At 65.8% G+C, this 19,842-nt stretch carries 19 protein-coding genes; 9 read left to right on the forward strand and 10 right to left on the reverse strand.

Features of this window, described 5'->3' with window-relative positions:
• The first annotated feature begins 8 nt into the window (after window positions 1-8).
• On the forward strand, window positions 9-476 hold the full coding sequence (locus LDB05_RS04665; protein ID WP_226006764.1) for a DoxX family membrane protein: 468 nt from the start codon (window positions 9-11) through the stop codon (window positions 474-476).
• A gap of 51 nt (window positions 477-527) precedes the next feature.
• Here the strand turns inward: LDB05_RS04665 and LDB05_RS04670 are convergent, their stop codons facing one another.
• Window positions 528-1,166: an FAD-dependent oxidoreductase gene (locus LDB05_RS04670; protein WP_226006765.1), complete on the reverse strand. Its 639-nt coding sequence runs from the start codon at window positions 1,164-1,166 to the stop codon at window positions 528-530.
• A gap of 273 nt (window positions 1,167-1,439) precedes the next feature.
• On the opposite strand from LDB05_RS04670, the gene LDB05_RS04675 reads away from it, so the two are divergent.
• Complete coding sequence (locus LDB05_RS04675) at window positions 1,440-3,194, forward strand: 2-oxoacid:acceptor oxidoreductase subunit alpha (RefSeq protein ID WP_226006766.1); 1,755 nt, start codon at window positions 1,440-1,442, stop codon at window positions 3,192-3,194.
• Window positions 3,194-4,057 carry a 2-oxoacid:ferredoxin oxidoreductase subunit beta gene (locus LDB05_RS04680; RefSeq protein WP_226006767.1) on the forward strand — a complete coding sequence of 288 codons (864 nt, stop codon included), beginning with the start codon at window positions 3,194-3,196 and terminating at the stop codon, window positions 4,055-4,057. The genes LDB05_RS04675 and LDB05_RS04680 overlap by 1 nt, the downstream gene beginning before the upstream one ends.
• A gap of 119 nt (window positions 4,058-4,176) precedes the next feature.
• Here the strand turns inward: LDB05_RS04680 and LDB05_RS04685 are convergent, their stop codons facing one another.
• On the reverse strand, window positions 4,177-4,842 hold the full coding sequence (locus LDB05_RS04685) for a DUF6517 family protein (protein ID WP_226006768.1): 666 nt from the start codon (window positions 4,840-4,842) through the stop codon (window positions 4,177-4,179).
• Window positions 4,843-5,035: 193 nt separating this feature from the next.
• On the opposite strand from LDB05_RS04685, the gene LDB05_RS04690 reads away from it, so the two are divergent.
• Window positions 5,036-6,157, forward strand: a complete 1,122-nt coding sequence (locus LDB05_RS04690) for a pyridoxal phosphate-dependent aminotransferase (RefSeq protein ID WP_226006769.1) — start codon at window positions 5,036-5,038, stop codon at window positions 6,155-6,157.
• 376 nt (window positions 6,158-6,533) lie between these two features.
• On the opposite strand, the gene LDB05_RS04695 is transcribed toward LDB05_RS04690, so the two are convergent.
• Window positions 6,534-7,100: a type 1 glutamine amidotransferase domain-containing protein gene (locus tag LDB05_RS04695; protein WP_226006770.1), complete on the reverse strand. Its 567-nt coding sequence runs from the start codon at window positions 7,098-7,100 to the stop codon at window positions 6,534-6,536.
• 149 nt (window positions 7,101-7,249) lie between these two features.
• On the opposite strand from LDB05_RS04695, the gene LDB05_RS04700 reads away from it, so the two are divergent.
• On the forward strand, window positions 7,250-8,215 hold the full coding sequence (locus LDB05_RS04700; protein ID WP_226006771.1) for an NADPH:quinone reductase: 966 nt from the start codon (window positions 7,250-7,252) through the stop codon (window positions 8,213-8,215).
• Between the two features lie 31 nt (window positions 8,216-8,246).
• Here the strand turns inward: LDB05_RS04700 and LDB05_RS04705 are convergent, their stop codons facing one another.
• The 3 genes from LDB05_RS04705 to LDB05_RS04715 form a co-directional block, all read right to left on the reverse strand.
• Window positions 8,247-8,642: a DUF7344 domain-containing protein gene (locus tag LDB05_RS04705; protein WP_226006772.1), complete on the reverse strand. Its 396-nt coding sequence runs from the start codon at window positions 8,640-8,642 to the stop codon at window positions 8,247-8,249.
• 145 nt (window positions 8,643-8,787) lie between these two features.
• Entirely contained in the window at window positions 8,788-9,795 is a 1,008-nt protein-coding gene (locus tag LDB05_RS04710) for a TIGR04024 family LLM class F420-dependent oxidoreductase (RefSeq protein WP_226007869.1), read from the reverse strand.
• Window positions 9,796-10,013: 218 nt separating this feature from the next.
• Complete coding sequence (locus tag LDB05_RS04715; RefSeq protein WP_226006773.1) at window positions 10,014-10,355, reverse strand: DUF8152 family protein; 342 nt, start codon at window positions 10,353-10,355, stop codon at window positions 10,014-10,016.
• 125 nt (window positions 10,356-10,480) lie between these two features.
• Here LDB05_RS04715 and LDB05_RS04720 point away from each other — a divergent pair, with 125 nt between their 5' ends.
• From LDB05_RS04720 to LDB05_RS04730, 3 genes are all read left to right on the forward strand, one after another.
• The gene (locus LDB05_RS04720; RefSeq protein WP_226006774.1) at window positions 10,481-11,905 is read left to right on the forward strand and encodes an FAD-binding oxidoreductase; all 1,425 of its coding nucleotides are present in this window, start codon (window positions 10,481-10,483) and stop codon (window positions 11,903-11,905) included.
• Between the two features lie 147 nt (window positions 11,906-12,052).
• Window positions 12,053-13,600, forward strand: a complete 1,548-nt coding sequence (locus LDB05_RS04725; RefSeq protein WP_226006775.1) for a TrkH family potassium uptake protein — start codon at window positions 12,053-12,055, stop codon at window positions 13,598-13,600.
• Between the two features lie 59 nt (window positions 13,601-13,659).
• A complete protein-coding gene (locus LDB05_RS04730; RefSeq protein ID WP_226006776.1) occupies window positions 13,660-15,105 on the forward strand; it encodes an amidase in 1,446 nt (481 codons plus the stop codon).
• Between the two features lie 39 nt (window positions 15,106-15,144).
• On the opposite strand, the gene LDB05_RS04735 is transcribed toward LDB05_RS04730, so the two are convergent.
• Window positions 15,145-16,836, reverse strand: a complete 1,692-nt coding sequence (locus LDB05_RS04735; RefSeq protein ID WP_226006777.1) for a thiamine pyrophosphate-binding protein — start codon at window positions 16,834-16,836, stop codon at window positions 15,145-15,147.
• Window positions 16,837-16,946: 110 nt separating this feature from the next.
• Here LDB05_RS04735 and LDB05_RS04740 point away from each other — a divergent pair, with 110 nt between their 5' ends.
• Window positions 16,947-17,807, forward strand: coding sequence for a UbiA family prenyltransferase (locus tag LDB05_RS04740; protein ID WP_226006778.1), 861 nt, complete (start codon window positions 16,947-16,949; stop codon window positions 17,805-17,807).
• Window positions 17,808-17,860: 53 nt separating this feature from the next.
• Here the strand turns inward: LDB05_RS04740 and LDB05_RS04745 are convergent, their stop codons facing one another.
• The 3 genes from LDB05_RS04745 to LDB05_RS04755 all read right to left on the reverse strand — a co-directional run bounded on the left by LDB05_RS04745 (window position 17,861) and on the right by LDB05_RS04755 (window position 19,824).
• Window positions 17,861-18,112, reverse strand: coding sequence for a hypothetical protein (locus LDB05_RS04745; protein ID WP_226006779.1), 252 nt, complete (start codon window positions 18,110-18,112; stop codon window positions 17,861-17,863).
• 105 nt (window positions 18,113-18,217) lie between these two features.
• Window positions 18,218-18,493, reverse strand: a complete 276-nt coding sequence (locus LDB05_RS04750; protein ID WP_226006780.1) for an amphi-Trp domain-containing protein — start codon at window positions 18,491-18,493, stop codon at window positions 18,218-18,220.
• 149 nt (window positions 18,494-18,642) lie between these two features.
• The gene (locus LDB05_RS04755; protein WP_226006781.1) at window positions 18,643-19,824 is read right to left on the reverse strand and encodes a redox-regulated ATPase YchF; all 1,182 of its coding nucleotides are present in this window, start codon (window positions 19,822-19,824) and stop codon (window positions 18,643-18,645) included.
• Window positions 19,825-19,842: the final 18 nt, after the last annotated feature.

Here is a 19,842-nt window from a genome sequence, read left to right on the forward strand (position 1 = left end):
TCCGATCCATGCGTAGCCTGATACACCGTGAGACGGGGACCAGCGAGCGAACGCCGCTCCGTCAGTCCGACTCGACGGCCGACTCGATCGGCGAGAGCGGACTGTTTCGACTCGGACGCGTCCTGTTCGGTGCCGTTCTCGCCGTCATGGCGACGGACAACTTCCGGAACCTCGAGGGCCGAATTCAGTACGCCGAGTCGAAGGGCGCGCCGGTCCCGTCGCTTTCGGTCCCGGCGGCGAGCGGGGGGCTCCTGTTCGGCGGTCTCGGCGTGGCGCTGTGGCGGGTGCCCGTCGCGTCAGCCGCTGCGGTGGCGGCGTTCTTCGCCGGAACCACCCCGATGATGCACGATTTCTGGGAGATGGACGATCCCGAGATGCGACAACAGGAGTTCTTCCACTTCGCCAAGAACACCGCGCTGCTCGGGGCGGCGCTCGCGTTCCTGAAACTGGGACTGTCCGAAGCGCCCGAGGAGTGAGTCCGTCGCGTCGGTGACTCGAGGGAGATCGACCGAGATTCCCGCCGGTCGTTAGCCGAAGTTTTCGATCAGCGCGTCGTCCGAGTCGCCGCCGGCGTCCTCGATCGCGTCGGCGACGAACGTGACGAAGTCGTCGAACCCGAAGGCGTACAGCTGGCCTGCATCGCGGTGTCTCGCGATCGTATCGGCCAGTTCGTCCGTCCTATCACCGGCGACAATGATGACCGTCGCGCCCGCGTCCTCGAGCGCGTCGAGTCGAGCGGTGTGTGCTGGCTCGTCCGCCTGATAGATCACGACGGCCTCGTGGCCCGCATCGTGGGCTGCTTCGGCGACCGCAACCGATGGGCCGATTCCCGGGCCTCCGGCGACTGCGACGATATCGCTCTCGCCCTCGTAGGTGATCCGGCCGAACGGTCCGTCGATGTGGACGGTTTCGCCGGTATCGAGGTCGGCGAGCCACGGCGAGAGATCGCCGTCGGGATCGACGCCCACGGTGAGTTCGAACGTCTCCCCCACGGACGGCGAGGAGAGCGTGTAGTGGCGGGAGAGTACCTCGTCGTCCGGTTTCGCTCGGAGCAAGACGAACTGCCCCGGCAGGGCGTCGAACCCATCGGGCGTCTCCAGCTCGAGCGTGACCGTATCGGGACCGACTTCGGTGACCGATTCGATGCTGACTGGCGTCCCTTCCATATCGAACTGGTTCGGCGGCCGGTTGAAAAGACGTTCTGTTCCCTCCGCGACCTCGCGGTGACAGCAGTTACGAATCTGGACCGTGAAATATCCTGGACTATGAGAATACACGCACACGGAGTTGTCAGTTTTTCCGCCGCGAAACGTTATCGCCGAAATCTATACTGGTTAATGGAACTGTCCCCCGCTATCGAACATATTTCCCGCTGTTGCGGCCGTCCGACTGGGGTTTCAGAAGCCTTTTCATTTATGGGGGGCAAGTCTCAGCACAACATGGCAGAGGATCTCAACTGGGCGGTTGGAGGCGAGGCCGGGGACGGTATCGACTCCACGGGGAAAATCTTCGCTCAGGCCCTTTCCCGAGCCGGACGGCACGTATTCACCTCCAAAGACTTCGCGTCGCGGATCCGTGGCGGCTACACCTCCTACAAGATCCGCACCTCCGTCGATCAGGTTCAGAGCGTCGTCGACCGGCTCGATATTCTGGTCGCGCTCACCCAGCGGACGATCGACGAGAACCTCGACGAGCTCCACGAGGGCAGCGCCATCATCTACGACGGCGAACGCTCCTGGGAGGCCGAGATTCCCGACGAGATGACCGCCGTCGACGTACCGCTGAAGTCGCTGGCCGAGGAGGCCGGCGGCGCGATCATGCGCAACATCGTCGCGCTCGGTGCCGCTTGCGAGATCACCGGGTTCGACGTCGAGTACCTCGACGAGGCCCTCGAGAAGCGCTTCGGCGGCAAGGGCTCGAAGATCGTCGAGAACAACAAGGAAGCCGCCCGAGTAGGGCAGGAGTACGTCCGAGAGAACTACGATCTGGACCACCTCGGCTACAACATCGAGACGACGGACAACGACTACGTGCTGCTCAACGGGAACGAGGCGATCGGGATGGGCGCACTCGCGGCCGGCTGTCGGTTCTACGCCGGCTACCCCATCACGCCCGCGACGTCGATCATGGAGTACCTGACGGGCCGTATCGACGACTACGGCGGCCACGTCGTGCAGGCCGAAGACGAGCTGTCGGCGATCAATATGGCACTCGGTGCCGCACGATCCGGTGCCCGATCGATGACCGCGACGTCGGGCGCGGGGATCGACCTCATGACCGAAACGTTCGGTCTGGTCGCGACCAGCGAGACGCCGCTGGTCATCACCGACGTCCAGCGCTCCGGCCCCTCGACCGGGATGCCGACGAAGCAGGAACAGGGCGACCTCAACATGGCGCTGTACGGCGGCCACGGTGAGGTTCCGCGGTTCGTCGTCGCCCCCACGTCGATCACCGAGTGTTTCTGGAAGACCGTCGAGGCGTTCAACCTCGCCGAGAAGTACCAGACGCCCGTCTTCCTGGTCTCCGACCTGGCGATGTCGGTCACGGAACAGACGTTCCCGCCGGAAGCGTTCGACATGGACGAAGTCGAGATCGACCGCGGCAAGCTCGTCGACGAAGACGAGGTCGACGAGTGGCTCGACGCCCAGGGCCACTTCCGGGCCCACGCCGTCACCGAGGACGGCGTCAGCCCGCGAGCCATCCCCGGTACGACCGACGCCGCCCACATGTCCACCGGCCTCGAGCACGACGAGCTCGGCCGCCGGACGGAGGAGGAAGACGAACGGGTTCATCAGGTCGACAAGCGGTATCGCAAGGTCGAGACTGCCCGAGAGCAAGAGGACTGGGACTACCGGGAGTTCGGAAACGCCGACGCCGAGAACCTCATCATCTCGTGGGGCTCGAACGAAGGCGCGCTCGTCGAAGCGCTCGACTACCTCGAGGACGACGGGATCGACGTCCGCGTCATCTCGGTGCCCTACATCTATCCGCGGCCGGACCTGACAGAGGAGATCGAGGCCGCCGACGACACGATCGTCGTCGAGTGTAACGCGACCGGGCAGTTCGCGGACGTGATCGAACGCGACGTGCTTACCCGTGTAAAGCGCATTAACAAGTATACAGGCGTCCGATTCAAGGCGGACGAACTCGCAGACGCGATTACCGAGAAACTCTCCGAGGAGGTACCAGCATAATGAGCTCCGACGTACGATTCACCGACTTCAAGTCCGACAAGCAGCCGACGTGGTGTCCCGGATGCGGCGACTTCGGGACGATGAACGGTATGATGAAAGCCCTCGCGAACACCGGCAACGATCCCGACAACACCTTCGTGGTCGCCGGGATCGGCTGTTCCGGCAAGATCGGGACCTACATGCACAGCTACGCCCTCCACGGGGTCCACGGCCGTGCGCTCCCGGTCGGCACCGGCGTCAAGATGGCCCGTCCCGACATCGAGGTCATGGTCGCCGGCGGCGACGGTGACGGCTACTCGATCGGTGCCGGTCACTTCGTCCACGCCGTCCGCCGGAACGTCGACATGACCTACGTGGTCATGGACAACCGCATCTACGGCCTGACGAAGGGACAGGCCTCGCCGACCTCGCGGTCGGACTTCGAGACCAGCACGACCCCCGAAGGGCCGAAGCAGCCGCCGGTCAACCCGCTCGCACTCGCACTCGCTTCCGGAGCGAGCTTCATCGCTCAGTCGTTCAGTTCGGACGCGATGCGCCACGCCGAGATCATCGAGAAAGCCATCGAGCACGACGGCTTCGGCTTCGTCAACGTCTTCAGCCCGTGTGTCACGTTCAACGACGTCGACACGTACGACTACTTCCGCGACAACCTCGTGGACCTCCAGGACGAGGACCACGATCCGAACGACTACGAGGCCGCCAAGGGAGTCATCCTTGACTCCGACAAGGAATATCAGGGAGTCATGTACCAGAACGAAAACTCGGTCCCGTACCACGAAGAACACGGCGTCACCGAGGACATGTCCGAGATCCCCGACGGCGCGCCCGACGACGCGATGGACCTCGTCCGCGAGTTCTACTAACCGCGGTCTTCCGACCACGGATTTTTCGTTTTTCAGCGTGCGAGCAGCGATGGGGATGCTGAACGAACGGTAGGCCGCCGAAACGCGCTATCTCGAGCGAAGCCAGCGAGGCGTCAGAATCAGCTATCGAGCGGGTGTTCGGCGGACTCCATGAGTTCCTCGACGTTCGCCGACTCCTCGGTGAGTCGTTTCGGGTAGACCCCGAGCAAGACGAGCAGGTCGTCCTCGTGGTCGAACGACGTGACCTTGATCTCGATCTCGATCGTCTGCCCGTCCATCTCCGTTTCGCCCGTGAAGGCGTCGACGTCGCGGCTCTCACCGAGGATATCGAGCGAGAACGTCTCGTCGTGCTGGATATCGTCGATACTGCCGTTCTCTCCCTCGAGCTGACTCAGGAACTCCTCGAGCAGTTCCTTGTTCGACATGTCCGCGAGCGGATTGACGGATCGGCCGGCGACCGTCATCCCGGGTATCGAGACGGCGGCGAACGCGCTTCCCTCGCGCTCCTGGCCGGCGTACTCGACCGTCTTCGTGTAGACCGACGTCCAGAGCGACGCTTTGAAATCGCGTTCGACGCCGCCGATCTCTTCGGACCGCTCTATCGTCTCTTCGTTGACTTCTTGCTCTTCGTAGCCCGTTTCGTCGAGTTTCTGGTCAGTAGGCGCTACGCGGTCGGCGTCGAACTCGAGCGGCTCGTTGCCGAGGACGAACCCGAGACAGCCGGCGGTCAGTGCGACCGTCCCTGTCGCGCCTGCGGCAAGCAGCGATCGTCGAGAGGGTGTCATTGTCCGAGAATGCCGTACGAGCGGTATATTCCTTGTGGCATCTTCCGTTTCGTAGACAAGAGCGTCAGGAATCCGTGACAGTCGGTGCTGAATCGAGACTGACGAACACTTGACCTCCTCCCGCGCCTAAAGACGGGGGTATGCGCTCGCAACTTTATCAAGAGTTATCGGGATCGCCCCCTCCCACTTAGTCATGACCGAATTCGCAGACAGAGTCGAGCAGGTGTCGATCAGCGGCATTCGCGAAGTGTTCGAGGCTGCCGGTGACGACGCGATCAACCTCGGACTCGGACAACCGGACTTTCCGACGCCCGCCCACGCCCGCCGCGGCGCGATCGAGGCCATCGAGGCCGGGCAGGCCGACGCCTACACGTCGAACAAGGGAACCCCGCAGCTCCGGGAGGCGATTTCGGCGAAGTACGACCGAGACTACGGACTCGAGGTCGATCCGGCGGACGTGATCGCGACCTCGGGCGGTAGCGAAGCCTTGCACCTCGCGCTCGAGGCCCACGTTGACCCGGGCGAGGAGGTCATCTTCCCCGATCCCGGTTTCGTCTCCTACGACGCGCTGACCCACATCGCCAGCGGCACGCCGAAACCGGTCGGCCTCCGGGAAGACCTCACGCTCGATCCCGCGACGGTCGAGGACGCGATCACCGACGAGACGGCGGCGTTCGTCGTCAACAGTCCCGCGAATCCCACGGGAGCCGTCCAGAGCGAGGCCGACATGCGCGAGTTCGCCCGCATCGCCGACGAGCACGACGTGCTCTGCATCTCAGACGAGGTCTACGAACACATCGTCTTCGAGGGCGAGCATCACTCGCCGCTCGAGTTCGCCGAGACGGACAACGTCGTCGTCGTCAGCGCCTGCTCGAAGACCTACTCGATGACGGGGTGGCGACTCGGCTGGGTCGTCGGCTCCAATCGTCGCATCGAACGCATGCTCCGGGTCCACCAGTACGGGCAGGCCTGCGCCTCCGCACCAGCACAGTACGCCGCGGAGGCCGCCCTGACCGGGCCGCAGGATCGAGTGCAGGAGATGGTCGATACCTTCGAGGAGCGGCGCGACCTCGTACTGGACGGGCTAACGGACGCCGGCCTCGAGGTCCCCACGCCCGAGGGGGCGTTCTACGCGATGCCGAAGGTCCCCGACGGCTGGTGTGAAGAAGTGCTCGAGCGCGGCGTCGTCGTCGTCCCCGGCGACGCCTTCGGCGCGAACGGTGAGGGCTACGCGCGACTCTCGTACGCGACGGGGACGGAGGAGTTGAAAGAGGCGCTCGAGATCATGGCCGACGCGACGCGGGCAGTTCGATAGCGTTTCTGATTCGCGCTTCCATTTCGTACCAACAGATGGGCGCGTGGTGGCGCGCGCTACCAGCCGACCGAGTGCTAACGAGGGCGGCTGATGACACCGTGCGAGGGATGAGGACCGCAGCGACCGCTGGGAGCGAGGACCGCAATCGGCTGGGGAGGACGTGGCGAATCCGTGCCGCCACGATTGGCAGAATATCTGAGTTAGAATGGCGAGCAGAGCGCTGCTCACGCTGGCAACACGGATTTGCCACGCCCTCCCCAGCCGATTCGCTCACGCCTCACGGCGTTCGCTCATCCCTCGCACGATGTCGAGCCGCGGTTCACACGTTCACCGCGGCTCAGCGTGCGCCACAGCAAACGCCCGTCAGTAGCAGCTTTTAGCGCTGTTCGGACGCGAACTCCTCGAGAATCGTCTCGCAAAAGGCCTCGAGATCGTCCGGGTTCCGACTCGTCACGAGTCCGTCGTCGACGACGACTTCCTCGTCGACCCACTCGCCGCCGGCGTTGCGGACGTCGGTCTGCAGGCTGTGGTAGGAGGTCAGCGTTCGCCCGTCGACGACGTCCGCTTCGATCAGCGTCCACGGGCCGTGACAGATCACGGCCGCCGGCTTCCCGTCCTCGAGGTGTCGTCGCAGGAGTTCCACGCCGTCTTCATCGGTGCGGAGCGTGTCCGCGCCCACGGTCCCGCCCGGGACGATCAGCGCGTCGTAGTCGTCCCCGGAGACCTCCGCGAAGGTCTTCTCGATCTCGTAGCTCTCGCTTTCCTCGAGGTCGTCGTTCACGGTCCGCGCCTCTCCCGTCTCGCTGCCGAGCACGTCGACGGTGGCACCGGCGTCGGCGACGGTCGTCTTCGGTTCGGTGAACTCGATCTCCTCCGTGCCTTCGGGCGCGAGAAAGATCCCGACCGTGGTGTCCGCGAGCCGCTGGCTGTCTGCGTCACTCATGCCGAAGGCGAGGCTAGTCGCGTATACAAGGGTTCTACTTGCCGGTGCAACAGCCGAGCCGCCAGTGACGGAGTCGGCGCGGACCGCTCGCGGCTCCGGCTGCCGACACGTGTACCATTATACGGTCTCGTTCCATCGTCTCGAGTATCATGCGAGCTGTCCGCCTTCACGAGCACGGCGACGCCGACGTCCTGCAGGTAGACGAGATCGATCGACCGGACCCGGCCGAGGACGAACTCCTGATCGAGGTCGCGTCCGCGGGCGTCAACCCGGTCGATACGTACTTCCGAGACGGATCGTACGCGCCGGTCGACGTGCCGTTCACGCCGGGCGTCGACTTCGCGGGCACCGTCGTGGAGATGGGCGACGCCGTCGAGGAGTTCGAAGCGGGCGATCGCGTCTACGGGACCGGTATCGGAAACGGTGGATTCCAGGGATCCTATGCCGAGTTCGCCACGGTTCCGACCGACCGCGTCGTCCGCCTTCCCGACGGTGCCGACGTGACCGAAGCGGGCGCCGCGGGCGTCGCCGCCGTCACCGCCTGGCGCGCGCTGATCGACCACGCCGACCTCGAGCCGGCGGAGTACTGTCTGATCCACGGTGGCTCCGGCGGCGTCGGCCACGCAGCCGTCCAGATTGGGGCCGCCGTTAGTGCCCGAGTGATCACCACCGCGTCCGAGGCATACCACGACGCGATCTCCGACTACGGGGCCGAAACGGTACTGGACTATAGCCGCGACGACCTGGCGGACGCCGTCCTCGAGGCCTCCGACGGCGGCGTCGATGCGATCCTCGATCACCGGCTGGACGACTACCTCCAGTTCGACGCGGACGTCGCGGCGACTGGCGGGCGCGTCGTCGGAATCGGAGAGAACAGCCCCGATCCGGGCTTTACGAACGACGGGGCTGCCCGGTCGAAGGACGTCTCCTACCAGTTCATGAGTATGTTCAACACGCCGGATCTGCGCGTCCCGCTCCGGGGTGCCGCTCACCTCATGGACGCCGGGGAGCTCTCGATCGACGTGGCGCGGCGCTACGATCTCGAAGACGCCGCTGACGCACAGCGCGCCGTCATGAACGACAGCTTCCTCGGAAAACTCGTCATCGAGCCGTAGCGGTCGTCAGGACCGTCGCCTCACTGCGGTCTCACTGACGTGGCTCGGAAAGGGCATCCCGCTGGTCGAGCAGCGCCCGTCCGCGGTCGTGGAGCGTGACAGTCTCCGTCTCGGTGTCGTAGTCGACCACGTCCGCGTTCGCCAGCATCGGAATGTGGGTGTGGTGCAGCGAGATACGGACGGCGCGACGATCCCTCGCGGAAACGTCACCGTGATCCGAAATCGCGTTCGGCTCCGCGCCCGCCTCCCGGGTAGCGACCTCGACTGCGAGTTCCGTGAGGGTAGCGGAGCCGCCAGTCTCCTCGAGGTATTCCAACACCTCGCGTCGTCGCTGATTCGCCAACAGATCCAGCGCCGTATCCACGGCGTCGGCACGCGTATCACCGAACGCAGTGAGGCTTTCGGGTGAGTTCAGTAGTGGGATCATACGGACGGTAAGCCTCGGTTCGTATATATACAACGTGTGAGTCTGATCGAAACACTACCTCCCGTTGTCATTGTCGGGACTCGTCGCGTCGATCATCGAGCCCGTGGGATACCGCAAGAAGCGCGAGGGGAGGAACGGGGCGAAGTCAGGACAGCTCGGCGACCGCTTCCATCGTCGTCCGTTTGTCTTCCTCGTCCATCCCGTTGACGAACCCCAGCCGAACGGCGTCGACGCCCTCGATCTCGCTGTATTCTTCGACCCACTCGCGGACCTCGTCTGGCGTGCCCGCCGGAGCCAGTTCGTCGAGTACGTCTTCGGGGAGGGCCGCCGCCATCGCGTCGGTGTCCCGCTCCTCCCAGGCGGCCCGGATCTCGTCGACGACGTCGGGATAGCCCTGCTCAGCGACCGAGTTCCCGTAATACGGGCCGTACGCCCCGAGCAGGAAGGCGACGGTGCTACGGGCTTTCGCACGTGCTGTTTCGCGGTCCTCCGATGCGATACCGCGGACGATCGGGGCCACTCGCAGATCCGAGAGGTCTTTCCCGCCGAGTTCGGCACCGTGCTCCAGGTCCTCGAGTCGATCCCGAAGCCCGTCTCTCGTGAACAGCTGGGGTGCCCAGCCGTCGCCGAAGCGGCCGGCCATTTCGGTGGCCTTGGGGCCGAGCGTACCGACGTCGATCGGCGGCGGGTTCTCGCTCGGGCCGCGCTCGTAGTCCAGCCCGGGAATATCGAAGATCTCGCCATCGTACGCGGGATTGCCCTCCTCGTAGACCGCCCGCATGATCTCGATCACTTCGCGCGTGCGTCGGAGCGGCCGGTCGAACTCCTGGCCGTGCCAGCGCTCCGTGATCGCGGGCGAACTCGGGCCGATTCCGAATCGGAACCGGCCGTCGGCGGCGGCCTGCATCGTCAGCGCCGTCTGGGCGAGCATCGACGGCGTTCGACCGTACGGCGAAATGACGTCGTTGGAGATGCCGAGATCCTCGGTTCGATCGGCCGCCAGCGTCAGCGGTGGGACGATGTTCCAGCCCGTCGTCTCCCCGACCGTGATCCGGTCGAAGCCCAGGTCCTCGGCCTGCACGGCGCGATCGGCGACGCCCTGCGGCCGGTCGTAGTCGCCCAGCCTGACCAGCAGGTCCAGTTCGGCGTTCACTGTGCTCCCCTCCGCGTCGGCGCTCGCGTCGCGTCTCGATGTGTCATCATCCATGACCGCGTCATGCATTCACATAAAATTGTAGCGTTTCCATCCAGTCACGAGTAGCCGTCGCGCTCGATTCCAGTCCCCGCCAGCGGGAGTTTCGACATGTGTTGTCTGCGCTGACCGACGCGCGGAGACCAATGCCCACGGCCGCCCTCGAGCGACGGCCGGGGTCAGGAACTCGTCGGGTCCTCCTGCTCGATGCCCTCGAGAATCTCCATACAGACCCGTGTCGCCGCCTCGAGGTGATCGTCAGCGCCCGGGTGGCCAGTGTCGTCGACCTCTGCGAGCAGGCGTCGGACCGTTTCGAGGCGCTCGACGGTGGTTTCACTATCGAGTTCACTCGTCGCGAGGTCGCGAGCGACCGCCTCGGCCTCGCCGAGCCAGCGGTTCGTCCGTCGATCGATCGGGAGTTCGGCCGTCGCCTCGAGGTGGCGGGAGAGCGCGCGGGTCTGCGCCTCGAGGGACGCGGATACATCATCGCCGGCCGAAGCGGGTGATGAGTCGTCGCTCACAGTCGTGCGTTCGGTCGCGAGCACCGTGACGGTTTCCGCTGCCGACCCGGTCCTGAGCGTCGGGCGTTCCCTCACCGTTCGAACCGGTGGGAAACGTTGATACTGCCAGTGACTAACGTGGTCGTATGGCACACGACTGTTCGTTCCTCGAGGACCTCGACCTCGCGGACGATCAGCTATCGTTCGCGGACGGACGCCGGGAATCGCACGCGGCCGACTGGGGGACGGAGCAAAACGAGGGCGGCGGCGTGCTGCCGGACGCCGTCGTCTGGCCCGAGAATACGGCCGACGTGTCGGCAGTGCTCGCCGCCGCAAACGACCGCGGTGTTCCGGTTACACCTTACGCTGCGGGGACCGGACTCGAGGGGAACGCCGTTCCCGCCCACGGCGGAATCAGTCTCGATTGCACGCGGATGGACGACGTCGTCGACTACCGGCCCGACGACTTCCAGATCGACGTCGGTCCGGGAATCATCGGCTCGGACGTCGACGAGTACGTCGCCGGTGACGGCCTCTTCTTCCCGCCGCTGCCCTCCTCGGGCGACATCTCGACGATCGGCGGAATGATCGCGACCGACGCCAGCGGAATGCAGACCGTCCGCTACGGCGAGATCGCAGACTGGGTGCTCGGCCTCGAGGCGGTGCTCGCCGACGGCACCGTCGTGCAGACGGGATCGCGGGCGATCAAGACCTCGAGCGGCTACAACCTGACCGATCTCGTCGTCGGCAGCGAAGGGACCCTCGCGGTGGTCACCGAAGCCACGCTGGAACTCGCCGGTCGGCCCGAACAGATCCGCGGCGGACGGGCGATCTTCGAGACGCTCGACGACGCGGCGGAGGCGGTCTTCGACGCGGTCCGGACCGACGTCGGCGTCGCCCGGATCGAACTCGTCGACGGGCTGAGCGCGACGATGGCCAACGACTACCTCGGCAGCGACTTGCCCGACGCGCCGATGGTCTTCCTCGAGTTCCACGCCAACCACGGCGTCGAGGAGGAGATCGAGCTCTGCCGGGCGATCTTCGAGGATCACGACGTCGTCCGATTCGAGATGAGCGACGACGACGAGGGGATGGACGAGCTCTGGGAGGCGCGCCGGGAGCTCGCCTTCGCCGTCGCGAGCTACGATCCCGACCTCGAGTCGCTCCACCCCGGCGACGTCACGGTGCCGATCAGTTCCTATCCCGAAACCGTTCACGAAGCGAAGCGGCTCGCCGACGAGTACGACCTCCTCGTGCCGTGCTTCGGCCACGCGGGCGACGGCAACCTCCACTACAGCGTGCTCGTCGATCCCGACGACCCCGATCAGGTCGAACGCGGCGAGGAACTCTATCGGCGGCTCGTCGAACTCGCGATCGAGATGGGCGGAACCGCGACTGGTGAGCACGGTATCGGCCAGGGGAAACAGGCGTACCTCGAGCCGGAACACGGCGCCGGCGCGGTCGAGGCCATGCGAACGATCAAGCGAGCGCTCGACCCGAACGACACGCTCAATCCGGGGAAGGTATTCCCGGAGACGGCCGACGGCGACCGGGTCCGCGGTCCCGACTGATAGAATCGCACTGGATCGCTGGCCGTCATTCTGTGTGGTGCGACCCGTTCGTAACGCAGTTTTTATTGAGTTTCCGCGGTTCCGACCAAATAACCACGCCGGTCGAGAAAGCGATGAGTTCGCGCTCCGCTGCGAACCCAGATACCTATGACACGCAGGATTCACGTCGACGTCCGGTCCAGTTGTAGCCTCGTCGGAACCGTACTGAAGTATCTCTCCCTGACGCTACTTTTTCCGACCGTCGTCGCGCTGTACTACCGGGAGAGTCCGCTGCCGTTTCTCGTCGCCCTCGTCGTCGCTGTCACCGTCGGGATCGGCCTCGAGCGTCTCGAGCCGGATCCCTCGCTCGAGCACCGCGAGGCGTTCCTCATGGTGGCGCTGACGTGGCTCGCCGTCCCCCTCGTCGGAATGATCCCGTACCTCGTCGCGGGGACGGGGACGATCGCCTATCCCGTCAACGCCTTCTTCGAGAGCATGAGCGGGTTCACGACGACCGGCGCGACGGTGATGGGCGAGATCTCCGTCGAGACGCACTCGCGATCGATCATGATGTGGAGACAGCTGACCCAGTGGCTCGGCGGGATGGGGATCCTCGTGCTCATGGTCGCGATCCTCTCGGAGCTCTCCGTCGGTGGGACACAGCTCATTCGGGAGGAATCGCCGGGGATTCAGGTCGAGAAGTTGACGCCCCGAATCAGACAGACGGCGCGAGCCCTCTGGCTGATCTACGCCTGGTTCACGCTCGCCGCGGTGGTCGTCTACTACGGGCTCCAGCTGCTCGGACTGGCCGAGAACATGACGTTCTACAACGCCGTCGCCCACGCGCTCACGACGCTGCCGACCGGCGGCTTCTCGCCGGAAGGCCGCAGCATCGAGGCCTTCTCACCGATCGTCCAGTGGGCGATCATGCCTTTCATGATCGTCGCCGGAACGAACTTCGCACTCTACTGGTACGCCTGGCGCGGCGAGCCCAGGCGCCTGACCGACAACGCCGAGTTCAGGTCGTACATCCTGTCGATGGGGATCGTCGGCGGGCTCCTCTCAGTCCTGTTGTTCCTCGGGATCGGCTTCGCCGCGGTCCCCGAAAACGTCGGCGTAATTCCGGGGAGCCTCGAGCGATCGCTGCGCCACGGGCTCTTCCAGACGCTGGCGATCGTGACGACGACCGGCTACGCCAGCATGGACTTCAACACGTGGAGCGAGTCGACGCAGGTGATTTTGCTGTTCGCGATGTTTCTGGGGGGATCGGCTGGGTCCGCTGCCGGCTCGATCAAGATCATCCGCTGGTACGTCGTCGGGAAGTCGATTCGGCGTGAACTGTTCCGGGTCGTCCATCCGCAGGCGGTCAGTCCGGTCCGAATGGGTACGTCGGGAGACGTCATCGACGAGGACGCGATTCACAGCATCTTCGTCTTCATCCTGCTCTTCCTCTCGCTGTTCGCCGTCTCGACCGTCCTGCTCTTCCTGGACGCCTATCGAACCCCCGGCCTCTCGCTGTCGGCGCTCGAGGCGATCAGCGCCACCATCGCGACGCTCGGAAACGTCGGGCCGGGCGTCGGCGTCGTCGGCCCGATGAACAGCTACGAGCCGTTTTCGGGGGCCGCGAAGCTGTACATGGTCTTTCTCATGTGGATCGGCCGGCTCGAGATCCTCTCCGTGCTGGTAATCCTGACGCCGGCCTACTGGCGCTCCTGACGGCCCCGCGCTCTGCCGGCGACCCAATCGTTAATACGCGGGTACTGTCAGCATTCACCGTGATAGACGATACCATTCTCGAGGCGATCGAGGCGGCGGCAACGACTTACGGGCTCTCCCTCACCGAGGCCGAGCGGGAGGAGTACGCGGCCGGGGCAGAGGCGACCGCCGCACTGCTGGACGATCTCGAGCCAGCGGCTGCCGACGCCGATCCCGCGGCGAGCGTTAGGGAGGCCGCCGACGAGTACAACGCCTTCCTGTATCGATGCGAGCTATCCGGTGCCGAGTCGGGCCCGCTCGCGGGGATCGAACTCGCGGTCAAGGACAACATCGCGGTCGCCGGCGTACCGATGACGTGTGGCTCGGCTGCGCTCGCCTTCGAGCCCGAGTATCACGCTGCCGTCACCGAGCGGCTGCTCGCGGCGGGCGCGGACCTCGTCGGAACGACGAACATGGACGAGTTCGCCTACTTCACCACGAGCGAGACCTGCGCGCACGGGCCCGTCGAGAATCCGGGCGCCGAGGGCGTGCCGGGCGGCTCCTCGAGCGGGAGCGGGGCGGCCGTCGCCGCCGGGCTGGTCGACGCGGCGCTGGGCACCGACACCGGCGGCTCCATCCGCATCCCCGCCTCCTTCTGCGGCGTGGTCGGGTTCAAACCGACGTTCCGGACCGTGCCGCGGTTCGGCTTCGCGGACCTGGCGACCTCGCTCGACCACGTCGGCCCGCTCGCGCCCGACGTGGAGACGGCGGCCACCGTCCTCGAGGCAATCAACGGCCCCGACCGGCGCGATCCGTCGTCGGTCGGCATGCGAGAACCCAACCCCACGGACGGATTGGATCGCGCGATCAACGGACTGACGGTCGGACTCGTCACCGAGGCCCAGGAGGGAGCCGACGACGAGGTCGCTGCGGCCGTCGAGCGAGCGGCCGACCGACTGGCGGCAGCGGGCGCGACCGTCGAACCGGTGTCACTCCCCGGCTTCGAGACGCAGTCGCTGGTCAACGCCGCCGTCACCGCCGCGGAGTTCACGACGCTGGTCGCGCAGGCGGGGCAGGACTACGGCGTCGGGACCGGCTACAGCGAGCCCTGGCGCGAGGCGGTGGCTGAGATGGACGCGGACGAACTCGGCGAAAACGTGCGCGCACGGCTCGTCGTCGGGCGAGCCCTGAACGCGGCCGACGACGGCGCGGGCTACGTCGCCGCACGAAACGTCCGTCGAGCGTTCGAATCGGTCGTCGACGATCGCCTCGCGGACTACGACGCGCTGGTGCTGCCGACGACGCCGATGACCGCGCCCGACTCCGGCGAGATCAGCGAGGACGCGGACCTCTTGCGGACGATCGCCAACACCGGTCCGTTCAACCTCACCGGCCACCCGGCGCTCTCGGTCCCGGTCGCGACGGTGGGCGACGGCGGTGATCCGGTCGGCTGTCAACTCGTGACCGACTGGTACGACGAGGCAACGGCCGTCGCGCTCGGACGGGCGCTCGAGGTCGCCGAGTGAGGCGGCCTCGCGGTCGTCGGCAGCATCGTCCGGCGACCGTCAGTCCTGAACCAAGACGTCCAGCACGTCCGTTCCCTCGCGACCGAGCGCGTCCTCGAGTGTTCCCTCGATCTCGTCGGGCGTTTCGACGAGTTCGGCGCGTGCGCCGTGACTCTCGGCGTTTTTGACGAGGTCGACGGCGGGGTCGAAGTCCATCCCGACGAACTCGTAGTCGTCCTCCTCGCCGCCCATGATGTTGAGCGTGTTGTCCTTCAGGATGCGGTAGTTGCGGTTGTCCGAAATGACGACCGTCAGGTCCAGATCGTAGCGAGCTGCGCTGTAAATCGAGTGGGGGTAGTACTGGTAGGAGCCGTCCCCGATGAAGCCGACGACGTCGCGAGGGTCGTCGCGTTGTTCCTCGGCGACGGCGGCACCGACCGCTGCCGGGAGTCCGTATCCGAGGCCGCCGCCCTTGTTCGAGATGTACTGTTCGGGGGCGAGGTCCCACCGGGTCAGCATGGCGTACTTCGAGGTGACGCCCTCGTCGACGATTGCGGCATCGCCCGCGACGCGTTCCATGGCGTCGACCAGTTCGGCCTTCGAGGAGCGCGGGTCGTCCGCCGCACTGCCCTCGCCGTAGCCCGCCATCTTGGCCTCGACCATCTCTTTGACGTCCGCGACCGCGTCGAGTCGGTCGGTCACGATGTCGTCCGAGAGCTTCCCCTGGACGCGCTCGGTGATCCCCTCCATGACGAGTCCGGGATCCCCGATCACGGCCGCGTCAGCGGGCTGGTTCTTGCCGATCTGCCAGGTGTCGTCGCTCAGGTGGATGCAGGTCGTGTCGTCGTCGACCAGCGCCTCCTCGTGGCGGGTCAGCGTCGTGTTCGTCGAACAGCCCGCAAAGAGGATGGTGTCGGTGTCCATCAACATCGCGGCGAGGTCCTCGCTGGTCGGGAGGTAGGACACCCACTGCTCGTGGTCCGTCGGGAAGTCGACCTCACACGAGAGGATCTCGCCGTGAACCCGTGCCCCCGTCGCCTCCGCGAGGTCGACCGCCGCGGCGACGGCGTCCGCCCCGGATCTGGCGATGTGGTCGCCCACGACCATCACCGGATCGTCGGCCTCGGCCAGCAGCTCAGCCGCGCGCTCGAGCTGGACGGGATCGCCGCTCCCCGCGTTCGGAATCGAGCCGAGTCGTTCGGGTTCGGCGTCGGTTTCGCTCAGCATGACGTCGAGGGGCAGTCCGAGGAAGACCGGCCCGGTCGGGGGCGTCATCGCGACGCGGAAGGCCCGCCGGAGCATCGTCGGCAGCGCCGAGACGTCGAGTACCTCGTCGGACCACTTGCAGAACTGGTCGGCCATGTCGACCAGATCGCCCGAGAGAATCGGCTCCTCGTGGCGGAAATCCGTGCTGTGGTTGCCCGCCGTCACGACCAGTGGCGCTCCGGCGATCTTGGCCGCGTAGAGGTTGCCCAGCCCGTGAGCCAGCCCCGGAGCGATGTGGAGGTTCGCCACGCCGACCGGCGTGATCGAGTCGTCGTGGTGGGCGTGATACCGCCGCCGCTGGGCGTAGCCGCCGGCCATCCCGACCGCGATGTCCTCGTGGAGCCCGAGCCTGTACTCGAGGTCGCTCTCGCCGATCGCTTGCATGATCGGCAGTTCCGTCGTCCCCGGATTGCCGAAGACGTAGTCGACCCCGTAGGACTCGAGGGCGTCAGTGAAGAGATCCGCACCGGTGTAACCATCTGTCATGCTTTTTCGTGGTACTGCACGGCACATCAAACTGTGTGTCTCGGAAGTTCGATCCCAGCGCGTGCGGCCCCGACCGGAGTATTATACGTCAGTTCGTTGTCGACCGGAGTATGGCTATCGCGAGAGACGGCACCGGCGTCGGTCCGACGGCTCGAGCCGTCTGGTCGCAGGTCCATCCGGTCTTCATGACGCCGCCGCTGGCCGCGTCGCTGTTCGGCGCGATCCTCGCCGGCAACGTCGATCCGGTCCTCGCGGCGGTTCACGTCGTCGCGATGTTCGCGGCGGTCTACACGGCCCACGTGAAGGACGGGTACGTCGATTTTCACATCCGCGGCGAGGACGACGACCACCCGTTGACCGAAACGGGATGTCGACTCGCGCTCGCCTTGTCGACGGCGACGTTCGCGCTGTGTTGTCTCGCCCTCGGCGTCCTCGTCGATCGCATCGCGGTCGCGGTGACGCTTCCGACGTGGCTGATCGCCTACCACCACGCCCCGCAGCTCGACACGAATCCCCTGACGGCGACGACCGGGTATCCGCTCGGCATCGCCCTGTCGGTGCTCGGCGGATTCTACGTGCAGGCGGGGACGATCACCGCTGTCCCCCTCGGATTCGCGCTCGTCTTCCTCACGCTCCTCTCGGGGATCAAGGTGATCGACGACGCCCAGGACTACGCGTACGACCGGTCGATCGAGAAGCGGACCGTCGCAGTGGCGTTCGGTCCCGATCGCGCCTACGACATCGCCTACGGCCTGATGACCGTCGCGTTAGTGGCCGTCGTCGCCTTCGCGGCCGCTCGCATCTTCCCGCTGACGGCGCTTGTGGCGGCCCTCGCGTTCGCCGCGGTCGCCGGTATCGCGCGGCGAGCCGACCCCGAACTGGCGACCATGTTGCTCATCCGCGGCTCGTACGTCTTCCTCGCCGTGCTCGTCGCCGCCGTTCGGTTCGATCCGATCGGTCGGCTGGTGTGATCACTACTGCGCTCGAAGAGCGATCGCCCGAAACGGAGCCGCTCGAGGTGGTGCTACAGCGACCGGCGGTGTCCGCACCGCGGACAGAACATGCTCCCGGCTTTGATGAGCGTGAAGCTCTCCTCGCAGTGACCACACAGGCAGCCGACTGAGACGCCGGCCTCCCGGCCGACCGCGGCGATGGTGTTCTGTAGCTGGCGCTGTCGGCGCTCAGCGGCCTCAAGACGGTCGCTGAGGGCGGCCAACTGCGACGCGGTGTCTCGTTCGCGCAGGGGACGGGAAACGCGGGTGGGACGGGGAGTCATAGTAGGGATAGAACGCCAGCGAGTAAAACTGCATCTCTACCCGATAGAAGCCGTGATACTGCGGAAATCTATAGAATTCGGCAGGGGTTCTCACAGTGCCGACCGCTACTCTTCCTCCGACTCTGCAGACTCCTCGGAGACGTTCGCTGGCTTCCAGTCCATCTTGATCGTCACCGTCTCACGCCCCCCGCGCAGGATCGACGACCGCTCGCGAATTCCCACTTCGTAGGCGATCGTGGCCGGCGGTCGAAGTTCGGTCGTCTTGTTCCCGGTCTGGACCTGCGCCGATCCATCACCCTCGAGCTCGTCGGCCAGCGCTCGCAGTCGGTCGGCGGCCTCGTCACGAGTGAGCTGTTCCTCGGAGAGTTGCTTTTCGGCCATGGATGGCTCTCACCACGAACCCTCAAATAAATCGTACGCCTGCTGAATTGGGGGGCGCTCGAGGACGAGAGAACCCCTCTGCGAATCGGCTTCCGTCCCTCGTGACGACTCGGTGCAGTACTGGACGAACTCCGACTCACGTTTCTTCGTCAAGAGGCGGTCGAAACGATCTTGATCACGTCGCCTTCCTCGAGTTCGTACTCCTCGCCGATCTCCCGGTTCGATTTCGCGTTGACCGCGTGCAGATAGCCGTCGCCGATATCGGAGTGGACGCTGTAGGCCAGATCGATGGGCGTCGACCCCTGGGGCAGCAGGAACGCGTCGGGGAGGACGTTGCCGCTGCCGTCGGACCACTTCGAGGCGTCCTCGACCGGGTAAGCGGTGAGGTGGTCGAGAAGGTCGTACACCGCGTGATCGAGCGCCGCCTGAACGCCCGTCCCGCCCCACTCGGCCATCGTGTCAGCGAGGTCCTCGAGCGCCCCGCGCTGTGCGTCGGTGACGCCGTCGCCGATCTCGATCGTCTCGTCGCCGGGGTCGTACTCGATCAGGTCGTTGTCGGCCGCCCGGCGGAGCGCGAGTTCTCCCTCCGCCGTCGTGGGGATCACGGGCTTGTCGAGCTCGAGCAGTCGTTCGACGTTCTCCTCGGGTGCGACGTCGATCTTGTTCGCCGCGACGACGATCGGCTTGGTTCGCTGGCGAACGTCCCGAGCGAGCGCTTCGCGGTGGTCGTCCTCCCACTGGATGGGGTCGTCGGGATAGTCGAGGTCCCGGAGGACCATCGCGATCTGTTTCGGTGATGCACCGAAGCCCGAGAGCATGTCCGCGAGCGCGTCGTCGATGTCGAAGTCGGGCGAGCGGGACTTGCGTTCTACTGATTCCCAGTTTCGCTCGACGATGCCCGCCAGCCAGAGGTCCATCTCCTCCTCGATGAAGTCGATGTCCTCGAGCGGGTCGTGGTCGCCGATGTCGACGGGTTCGCCCTTCTCGTTGGTCCCGCCGGAGGCGTCGACGACGTTGACGATCACGTCCGCGTTCGTGAGTTCGTCGAGGAACTGGTTGCCGAGGCCTTTCCCCTCGTGGGCACCGGGAACGAGTCCCGCGACGTCCAGGAGTTCGATCGGGACGTAGCGCTTGCCGTCCTCGCAGTTGTCTGCGTTACAGCGCTCGTCGCGCTCGAGGCAGGGACACTCGGTCCGGGCGTAGCTCACGCCGCGGTTGGCGTCGATCGTCGTGAAGGGATAATTGGCGACGTCTACCTCCGCCATCGTCGCCGCGGTGTAAAACGTGGACTTGCCGGCGTTCGGTTTCCCGGCAAGCGCGATCGAAAGCATGGCTCAGGGTAGCAGGGT

The organism is Natrinema salinisoli (assembly GCF_020405205.1).
Classification (GTDB): domain Archaea; phylum Halobacteriota; class Halobacteria; order Halobacteriales; family Natrialbaceae; genus Natrinema; species Natrinema salinisoli.